General features: G+C 57.2%; 7 protein-coding genes. 4 read left to right on the forward strand and 3 right to left on the reverse strand.

The features are described from left to right. The first annotated feature begins 52 nt into the window (after positions 1 to 52). Genes mnmA through G538_RS0105400 form a run of 3 tightly spaced genes read left to right on the forward strand, consistent with a single transcriptional unit; the run spans position 53 to position 3,738 of the window. Positions 53 to 1,327 (forward strand): tRNA 2-thiouridine(34) synthase MnmA, encoded by a 1,275-nt coding sequence (gene mnmA / locus G538_RS15225; RefSeq protein ID WP_035833251.1) that lies wholly within the window; start codon positions 53 to 55, stop codon positions 1,325 to 1,327. Next, entirely contained in the window at positions 1,324 to 2,394 is a 1,071-nt protein-coding gene (locus G538_RS0105395) for a uroporphyrinogen decarboxylase/cobalamine-independent methonine synthase family protein (RefSeq protein ID WP_029068521.1), read from the forward strand. The genes mnmA and G538_RS0105395 overlap by 4 nt, the downstream gene beginning before the upstream one ends. Positions 2,395 to 2,397: 3 nt before the next feature. Beyond that, entirely contained in the window at positions 2,398 to 3,738 is a 1,341-nt protein-coding gene (locus tag G538_RS0105400; RefSeq protein ID WP_029068522.1) for an MFS transporter, read from the forward strand. A 33-nt stretch (positions 3,739 to 3,771) separates the two neighbouring features. On the opposite strand, the gene G538_RS0105405 is transcribed toward G538_RS0105400, so the two are convergent. Then, on the reverse strand, positions 3,772 to 4,200 hold the full coding sequence (locus G538_RS0105405) for an NUDIX hydrolase (protein WP_029068523.1): 429 nt from the start codon (positions 4,198 to 4,200) through the stop codon (positions 3,772 to 3,774). Beyond that, complete coding sequence (locus G538_RS0105410) at positions 4,193 to 6,307, reverse strand: prolyl oligopeptidase family serine peptidase (RefSeq protein ID WP_029068524.1); 2,115 nt, start codon at positions 6,305 to 6,307, stop codon at positions 4,193 to 4,195. Before G538_RS0105410 ends, G538_RS0105405 begins: the two co-directional genes overlap by 8 nt. A 233-nt stretch (positions 6,308 to 6,540) precedes the next feature. Between G538_RS0105410 and ligA the strand changes: the two genes are divergently transcribed. Further along, entirely contained in the window at positions 6,541 to 8,796 is a 2,256-nt protein-coding gene (gene ligA / locus G538_RS15230; RefSeq protein WP_035833404.1) for an NAD-dependent DNA ligase LigA, read from the forward strand. 84 nt (positions 8,797 to 8,880) lie between these two features. Here ligA and G538_RS18425 read toward each other — a convergent pair whose 3' ends face one another. Continuing rightward, entirely contained in the window at positions 8,881 to 9,012 is a 132-nt protein-coding gene (locus tag G538_RS18425) for a hypothetical protein (RefSeq protein ID WP_281170252.1), read from the reverse strand. Positions 9,013 to 9,324 lie beyond the last annotated feature (312 nt).

A 9,324-nucleotide genomic window follows, 5' to 3' on the forward strand; every position in this document is an offset into this window, starting at 1 on the left:
TCAACGCACACTGCCCAACAATTCAGCGAACAACGCACTATGAAGGAGAATCATGCGGGTACTCGCCGCCATGTCAGGCGGGGTCGACTCTGCCGTTGCAGCGGCCCTGGCAGTTGAAGCCGGCCACGAGGTCGTGGGCGTGCATATGGCACTGTCACGTAACCGCAACCAGTTCCGCACGGGCTCACGTGGGTGCTGTTCCATTGAGGACGCCTCCGATGCGCGGCGGGCAGCTGACATTCTGGGTATCCCGTACTACGTGTGGGACTTGTCAGAAAAATTTGAAGACACTGTTGTCGCCGACTTCGTCGCTGAATATGAAGCGGGGCGAACACCCAACCCCTGTGTGCGCTGCAATGAGCACATTAAGTTCGAAGCGTTGCTCGACAAAGCGATGGCGCTCGGCTTTGATGCTGTTGCTACCGGCCACTATGCACAGGTGATTGATCGTGATGTCATTGATGCTTCCGGTGAAACAGTGACAATGCGTGAGCTACACCGCTCACCAAATGATGCCAAAGACCAGTCTTACGTTCTTGCTGTTATGGGCCCTGAACGTTTACGGCACGCAATTTTCCCGTTGGGTGGGTACGCCTCCAAAGATGAGGTGCGTGCTGAAGCGGAACGGCGTGGTTTGAGCGTGTCAAACAAGCCAGATTCTTACGACATTTGCTTCGTTGCAGACGGTGACACCAAGGGTTTCTTGCGTGAACGGTTAGGTTCTCGGCCAGGTGAGGTCCTCGACACTGAGGGTAACGTGGTCGGGGAACACGATGGCGCTTACGCCTACACCGTTGGACAACGTAAAGGTTTGGCGTTGGGGCGCCCAGCCCCCGATGGTCAGCCACGCTACGTGCTCGGTGTGAGCACCAAGGACAATACGGTCATTGTGGGCCCATCAGAGTTGCTGTCAGTGAACCGTATCGTCGGCGATAAAGCCGTCTGGTTCGCTCAAGACATTCTCGCCGATGCCTCACTGACGCAAGAAGGCAGCGACTGGTTCGCCATCGAGGGGCAAGTGCGCGCTCACGGTGCCGCTATCCCAGGGCGGGCACGTGTTGTTCCCCTCGCTCAAGCAGTTGATCTCATGCCACGCGGTAAAGAAGAGTTCGCTGAAAAATGCACCCGCGTTGAAGGGGCCAGCGAGTCACAGGATCACACAGCACTGGTCGAAGTTGAACTGGAATCACCACTTCGCGGTGTTGCCGCAGGTCAATCCATCGTGTTGTTCCGCGGTACCAGAGTTGTTGGCCAAGCCACAGTGGTCGCTTCTGACCGCCATGCAACGCTCACCAATTCCGCGCAGTCAGCCGCAGTATCAGCATGACCACAGTGTTGCCCAGTGGTTTATGGCCACGTGCAGCCGCGCAGGATCACCTCACCGCACAATTACAGATTCTCGAAGACTCCCAGACCGCACCGTGGGGTGTCACCGCTGTTCCGTTCATCCCGCTGTACCCGTCACACCCGCACTTCACCCTCACGGCACGTACCTTGGGAACGCTCGTTGACCTCGGTTTTGAGGAAGGCCCCCACGGCTGGAAACTGTCGTCTCACCGAGGCCTTGACGCGCAACGTGTGTTGCGAGCCCTCGAGGACCAGTACGAAGCGCTGAGTATTGCAGCCCACGGCACATCTACACCATTAACGGTCAGTGTTCTTGGCCCCTGGACCTTGGCGTCACAGCTGTGGCTCAACCACGGTGACCGGGTCCTTGCCGACCACGGTGCGGTGCGGGACGTCGCGTCTGCACTTGGTGAGGGGCTGAGCGACCTAGTGACCCGTATCGGGCAGCTTGTTCCTGGTGTGTCAGTTCACGTCCAAGTAGACGAAACCAACATCGCTTCTGTGCTGGCCGGTGTCGTGCCTACCTTCTCGGGCTACTCCAGGCTTCCACGGGTTGAACCAAGTGTTGCTATCGAGGCCCTGCAACGCACCCTACGCCCCGTCATGGCGCAAGCAGGCGTGACGGTGCACACGGGAGATTCCTGGGTCGGAATCCCCACCGCAGCACGAGCTATCGAAGAACTCACCGGTGTGTCCTCGCAGGGCGAGCAAACGCGTCCAGCGCTGGGGGTAAACCTTGGTGCATGGAATGAACAAGTGTGGGAATCAATCGCCACCTGCGTGGAGCGCGGCATCGGATTTCACGGCGCCCTACCCGCCCCACAGGAATCATCGTGTGCAGGTGTAGACATCCGCGGGTTGGGTGACGTGCTTACCACCAACTGGCAACGCATCGGACTTCCCGTCTCCGGCCTCACCGACGTATCCATCGGCTACCAGCACACCGCAGCCACCAGCATCGCCACAGGCTCAGTCGACGATGCGCGGGGTAAGGTTCACACCTTGATCAAAACAGCTGAATACGTGGCTGAGAAAGCGACGGCGTGACGCATGGCGTCTGTGTTTGTTGACACCTCAATTCTGAAGTCTTCCCCCGAATTCGCTCGCTTGTGGTGGGGGCTAGGTGTGTCAAACATCGGCGCCCAAATCACGGTGGTTGCGGTTGGCCTCGAGGTCTACGCCATCACGGAGTCAACGTTCTCTGTGGGCATGATCGGTCTGTCTGCGCTCATCCCCCTCGTGGTGCTCGGGCTCTACGGCGGCGCACTTGTTGACGCATACGACCGCCGGAAAATTGCCCTGATCGCCTCAACAGTCCTGTGGGTGACATCTGCTCTGCTAGCAGCACAAGCATTCGCAGGGTTCCAAAGCGTCGGGCTGCTGTACGCGCTCGTTGCCGTGCAATCGGCAGCATTTGCTGTGAACAACCCAGCGCGCCAAGCAATCTTGCCGCGCATCGTGCCACCGGAGAAAATCCCGGCCGCTAACTCCCTCATGACCATCACCTGGAATGCTGCACTATTTGGCGGGCCACTGCTCGCAGCCCTCCTCGTCGGTGCGGGGGGTTACGGCATTGCCTACGCTGTTGACACAGTGCTGTTCACCTGTGCACTGTGGGCACTTTTTCGGCTGCCAAGCATCCCACCGAGCGCACCAACCTCTCCATCTCAAACGGATCCGGTAAACACCGCCGCCGGTGCGCTTGCGGCCCCACCGCGCCGCCGGGTTGGGTTGCGATCGGTGTTGGATGGGCTGTCCTACTTACGGACACAACCTGATGTCCGCATGACGTTTTTGGTTGATCTTGCCGCGATGATTCTTGCGTCTCCGCGGGTTTTGTTCCCTGCATTGGGTGTTGTGGTGCTTGGTGGCGAGGAAACCACTGTTGGTGTGTTGACTGCAGCTTTTGCGGTTGGCGCGATGTCTGCTGGGCTGTTTTCTGGTGGCTTAACTGCGATGCATCGTCAAGGTCTCATCATCGCGGTGGCGATTACCGCGTGGGGGGTGTCAGTGATCGCTTTTGGTGCGCTGATGGTCGCGGCGGGGGAGTCGTCTCCAGAGACGATCCGTTGGGGCTATCTGGTAGCAGGGGCGGTGGCATTGTTTTTTGCTGGCGCGAGTGACGCGATTTCCGCAGTGTTCCGCCAAACAATTTTGCAAACCGCGACCCCTGATCACATGAGGGGGCGCCTGCAGGGCGTCTTCATTGTGGTGGTTGCTGGTGGTCCGCGCCTTGGTGACGTGTGGTTGGGTACACAGTCTCAGTGGTTTGGTGAGGGGTGGGCGGCTGTCGCCGGTGGCGTTGCGTGCATTATTGTGCTGTGGGCTTTGATGCTGTGGTACCCGCGATTCCTTCGCTACGATGCCAGAACGGCTATCCGTCAGGTGTGACGGATAGCCGTTCGGTGGAGTCCTGTGGCGAGTTTACGGTGTTGCTTCGCCGAGTAGCCCCGGTAACACGTGGTCGCGGAGCAACGGTGCGATAGAGAGCGTCACCGCGTGTTGTGGCGTTGCCCAGAGGATTTCCGCGATTTCTGCTGCTGCACTGATGGTTGTGCCTTCACCGGGGAGCAACCGGACGGTGACGCAGTGCGCTGTCAGGCTGTGACCTGGTTCGTTGGCGGCCTTAGTGTTGATGGTGCCGGTTTCGATGAAACGTTCTGGGGGCAACTCCAGTCCCGTTTCTTCGGCTAGTTCCCTGGCTGCTGTCTGGGTGACTGATTCTCCGGCATCGGGCTTGCCACCAGGTTGAATGAACGTTGTGGTGTCGTGTTTACGGACGAGGAGCAAGTTTTCGTCGTGGTCAAGAACGAGTGCCGCAACCACAGTGATGTTTGGTTGTTGATCAGCCACGTGACGTCAACCTTCCCCACAAAAACTCGTACGCAAGTGCTGACATGAAGGCCGCTTGGTCATTGTCCGCTGCTCCTCCATGTCCGCCTTCGATATTTTCGTAATAGGTGACATCTTTTCCTGCATCAATGAGGCGTGCCGCAAATTTGCGGGCGTGGCCGGGGTGAACCCGGTCGTCGCGTGTTGAGGTTGTCAGGAGTACGGGAGGGTAGTCACGTTGCTCGTCAATGAGGTGGTAAGGCGAGAACGTTTTGATGTATTCCCACTGTTCAGGAACATCAGGGTCGCCGTACTCTGCCATCCATGATGCTCCTGCGAGAAGGTGCGAATAGCGTTTCATGTCGAGCAATGGAACTTGGATCACCACAGCGCCAAAGAGGTCAGGGTACTGGGTGTACATGTTTCCGGTGAGCAACCCACCGTTGGATCCGCCTTGTACACCGAGGTGTTGTGGTGAGGTGATTCCTTGGGTGACGAGGTCACGGGCAACTGCAGCGAAATCTTCGTACGCGCGGTGCCGGTTTTCTTTGAGTGCACTTTGGTGCCAGCGCGGCCCGTATTCTCCTCCTCCGCGAATGTTTGCCACAGCGTAGGCGCCTCCACGTTCTAGCCAGGCTCGCCCTAGCCCACCTGAATACCCTGGGGTGAGGGAGATTTCGAATCCGCCGTACCCATAGAGCACGGTGGGTGTGGTGCCGTCTCGGGGGGTGTCCGTGCGGGACACCAGGAAGTAAGGAACACGTGTTCCGTCTTGTGAGGTTGCGAAATGCTGTTCGATGCTTAGCCCTTCTGCGTCAAAGAAGGCAGGGCTCGTTTTGAGTGGTTCACCGAGTGTGTCGTGGTTGAGAAGGTCAGTGACGCTGACCCGGTAGAGCGAACTTGGCGTGAGGTAGTCGGTTGTCACGACCCACACATCGTCGTTTTCATCGCTGTCTACTGCACTGATGCTGGTTGTCCCGAGGGCAGGTATCGCAGTGGCTGAGGCGCGTTCCCACGCGTTGCTGTCCCCGGTGGGAGGGGTGAACACCTCAACACGATTTTTCACGTTGTCGAGGATGTTCAGGGTCAGGTAGTTCTGTGTGAAGGAAGCCCCTGCGAGGGATTGGGTGGGGGTGGGGGAGAACACGACGGTGAGGTCACGTTTCCCTGCCATGTAGTTGTCGAACCGGGTGACCAGCAGGGCGCCTGCCGGGTAGGTGGTTTCGCCGAGTGTCCATTCATCGCGGGTTTCGATGAGGAGCCATTCTTGGCGAACCCCAACTTCTGCGGATAGTGGCACGTCGATGAGAGTGAGGTTATCTCCCTCGCGCAGGTACAGTTCCGAGCGGTAGAACGCTAGGGATCTTGCCACGAAATCTCGTTCCCAACCGGGGGTGTGGGAGTGGAAGGCGCGAATGTACATGTCTTCTTCGGTGCCTGCGTATACGGTGCGCGCTTCACTGAGTTGTTGCCTGCGGGAGAGTTGTTTCACGATGCGTGGGTACCCTGAGGAGGTCAGCGTGGGTTTGCCATGTTCGTCGTGACCGAAGTCGGTGAAGACGTACACTTCATCGCGTGTAATCCAGCTCATTCCGCCTTTTGATTCTGGGCGGAAGAATCCGCCGTCTTCAGGGCTGATGAATGTTTTGGTGGTGAGGTCGAACTCTCGGTCTTCGTCGGCGTCTGACCCGCCGCGGGAGAGGCTGACGATCGCGCGGTCGTAGGTTGGGCGGAGAATTTCTGAGCCATGGAACACCCAGGGGACATCTTCTTGTGTGGAGAGCGCGTCGATGTCGAGCAGTGTTTCCCACTGGGGGTTGTCAGTGCCGTAGCTTTCGGGTGTGGTGCGCCGCCATACACCGCGTGGGTGGTCAGCGTCACGCCAAAAATTGTAGAGGTAACCGCCGACGCTGCTGACGAGTGGAATTTTGTCGTCTGAGTCGAGGACTTCTTTGATTGCTGATTTTTTCAGGGCAAATTCGTATGTGGCGCCGATGCTTCCCGTGACGTGTTCATTTCGTGCGGTGACCCAGTCGAGGGATCGCTGGGCGTCGAGCTCCTCGAGCCAGGCGTAGGGGTCATGGTCGATGCCGGCAGGGGTGGCCTGCGTGTTCTCGCTCATACTCATGGTCACCTACCTTACGCCAGTGGCCTTGAGCACTCAGGTGGGACGACATCTGTATCGTTTAGCCCAAAACCTCGCAACGGAGTGTGGTGTGGGGACTGGACACGGCGCGCACATGTCAGAGGTCCGTGGAAAATAGGAGGGTGACCACCGATGAAAACCTCTCAGTAGATGGCTCCCTTGCTGCCCCAATGACTGGCCCTGATGTTGCGTCAGGTTCTGCTGCCGCCCGGCACATGGATGCCGCATCCGATGCTTCTGTCCGCGAGCAGTGGGAAAAACTTGCTCGTCTTGTGAGCCAGTACCAGTTTGAGTACTACATTGCCGGTGAATCGTCTGTTCCGGACGCTGATTACGATGCGCTTCTTGCGCAGTTGGTTGCTGTTGAGGAGCAACTGGGGAGTGTCCCGGAAGGCTCACCCACCCAGAAAGTTGGCGGTACCTTCTCCACTGAGTTTGAAGCGGTGGATCACCGCCAGCCCATGCTGTCGCTAGATAACGCTTTCTCCCTGGAGGAATTACAGACCTGGGCGGGACGTGTTCATAGCGAGCTAGGTGGTTCGCAGGTGTCCTATTTGTGTGAAGTGAAAATCGACGGGCTCGCTGTGTCGCTCACCTATGAGCGTGGAGAGTTAGTGCGTGCGCTGACTCGAGGGGATGGTCGCACTGGTGAAGACGTCACGCTGAATGTTCGAACAATTTCCTCAATCCCCAACCGTTTGGCGGGGGATCCTGCCACGCACCCGCGGCTGATTGAGATCCGTGGTGAGGTTTTCATGAAGGTCAGCGATTTTTCTGACCTCAATGAAAAACAAGCACGTGATGGTGGGAAAACATTTGCGAACCCTCGCAATGCCGCAGCCGGGTCACTACGGCAAAAAGATCCCCGTGTTACCGCGGCCCGTCGTTTATCGATGTACGCCCACGGTGTGGGAGCTGTGGAATGGGAGGGTGCAGCGCCCAGTGACCTTTCACGCCAGTCAGGTATGTACACCCTGTATGAGCAGTGGGGCATTCCAGTGTCTTCCCACAACTCTGTGGAAACTACTCTCGACGCTGTTCAACAAAAGATTGAGTACTACCGGGATCACCGGCACTCCATTGAGCATGAACTTGACGGGTTCGTCATCAAAATTGATGAGGTGTCGTCTCAGAAGCACTTAGGATCAACGAGTCGTGCACCACGGTGGGCTATTGCGTTTAAGTATCCGCCAGAGGAGGTCACTACTCGTCTCCTTGATATCCAGGTGAATGTCGGGCGCACCGGTCGAGTCACTCCCTTTGGCATGATGGAGCCTGTTCTTGTTGCTGGCTCCACGGTCAGTATGGCTACGCTGCATAACTTTCATGAGGTACGGCGTAAAGATGTGCGCCCCGGCGACACGGTGATTGTGCGCAAGGCTGGCGACGTCATTCCAGAAATCCTTGGTGCCGTGGAGTCATTGCGCCCGGAAGGGTTACCTGAGTGGCAGGCTCCTACGCATTGTCCTTCGTGTGGCACACAAATCCGTGAGGCGAAAGAGGGCGACAAAGACCTCCGATGCCCCAATGCGGCTTCGTGCCCATCTCAGTTACGTGAACGAGTTTTTGCCATTGCCTCGCGTGGTGCGTTTGATATTGAAGCGCTGGGGTGGGAAGCAGCGGTTGCCCTGTGCGACCCGGAGAGTTCACGGCCCGTTGGCCCGGAGGCGCCAGAACTTGAAGGGCCCGAACTTGTGCCACTGCTAACGAGTGAAGCACAACTGTTTGATTTAGCGGACCCCTCCAGTGCGCTGAGAGCAGGGTTGCAGGACATCGTCGTCTGGCGCGAACGCAAACTGAAGTCGGGAACAAAGTGGGAGCTGATTCCCTACTTTTACTCCAAAGCGACAGCAAGTAAGCCCTCTGTTCCAACGGCAACAACTGAAAAACTGTTCACCGAGATCGAGAAAGCGAAAACTCAACCGCTATGGCGGGTGTTGGTTGCCTTGTCTATCCGGCATGTTGGCCCTACTGCTGCACGTGCGCTCGCAGCCGCATTTGGCTCTCTTGAGCGAATTCGCCAAGCTACTGTTGAAGAGCTCGCTGCCGTTGATGGTGTGGGCACAACGATCGCGGAGTCAGTGATCGAGTGGTTCAGCGAGGATGAGAGTAACCGCTGGCGCCTTAACATCGTTGAGGCGTGGAACCATGCAGGCGTTTCGATGGAGGACATCCAGGATGAGTCCATCGAGAAAACATTGGACGGTCTGACTGTCGTGGTGACTGGGGGGCTAGAAAACTTCACGCGTGACAGTGTGAAGGAGGCCATTTTGTCCCGTGGCGGGAAAGCATCTGGCTCAGTGTCGAAGAAAACGGACTTCGTCGTTGTTGGTGCCAATGCAGGGTCGAAGGAAACCAAAGCGCGTGAGTTGGGCTTGCGTATCCTCGATGAAGAGCAGTTCCGCCTACTCCTCGACAATGGCCCTGCCGCGTTCGCCACTGATGATGCTGAGCCTGAAGAGTCTCTCTAGCGTGACCTGCACCTCACAGCCGCCATCTTCGCTCAGTGCACATCTGGTTCGCGACAGTGGTTCACACGCAAGAATCGTTGATATTTAGCGTTTGTTGCGTTGTGGGGGTGGGGTGTTGTAGTGTTGTTTCTCGGCCCGCTTGGCGGGTTGTTCTTGGCCTTGTGTGTGGGTTTTTGCTGGTTGGTGTTGGGCTGTTGTTGTGTGACTGTGTGTCACACACGGGGTTTGCATCGCTGGTGAGGTTCTGGTAGGGTTGAGAAGTTGCCTTAGCGGCGGGATTGGCCGGGTTTTTGGTTGGTTTCGCGTGGTGGGTTTGTTGTTTGTTATCTCAATAGTGTGTTTGTTTTGTAGAGTTTGTTTGTGGTTTTCTGGCTACCATTTGTTGGTGGTTGGGGGATCGTTTTTATTCAATTTTGCGATGACTGCTTTTTGTGGTTGTTGTGGGGTTGGGATTTTCTTTGTATGGATGAAGGCTGACTGCTTTTTGTGGTTGGTTTTTGTTTGGTTTTTATGGAGAGTTTGATCCTG

The organism is Jonesia quinghaiensis DSM 15701 (genome assembly GCF_000423205.1).
GTDB lineage: Bacteria > Actinomycetota > Actinomycetes > Actinomycetales > Cellulomonadaceae > Jonesia > Jonesia quinghaiensis.

What these genes read in the sequence shown, in the direction of transcription:
- mnmA (WP_035833251.1), top strand. Translation starts at nt 53, where the DNA reads ATGCGGGTACTCGCCGCCATGTCAGGCGGGGTCGACTCTGCCGTTGCA.
- G538_RS0105395 (WP_029068521.1), top strand. Translation starts at nt 1,324, where the DNA reads ATGACCACAGTGTTGCCCAGTGGTTTATGGCCACGTGCAGCCGCGCAG.
- G538_RS0105400 (WP_029068522.1), top strand. Translation starts at nt 2,398, where the DNA reads ATGGCGTCTGTGTTTGTTGACACCTCAATTCTGAAGTCTTCCCCCGAA.
- G538_RS0105410 (WP_029068524.1), bottom strand. Translation starts at nt 6,307, where the DNA reads ATGAGTATGAGCGAGAACACGCAGGCCACCCCTGCCGGCATCGACCAT.
- ligA (WP_035833404.1), top strand. Translation starts at nt 6,541, where the DNA reads ATGGATGCCGCATCCGATGCTTCTGTCCGCGAGCAGTGGGAAAAACTT.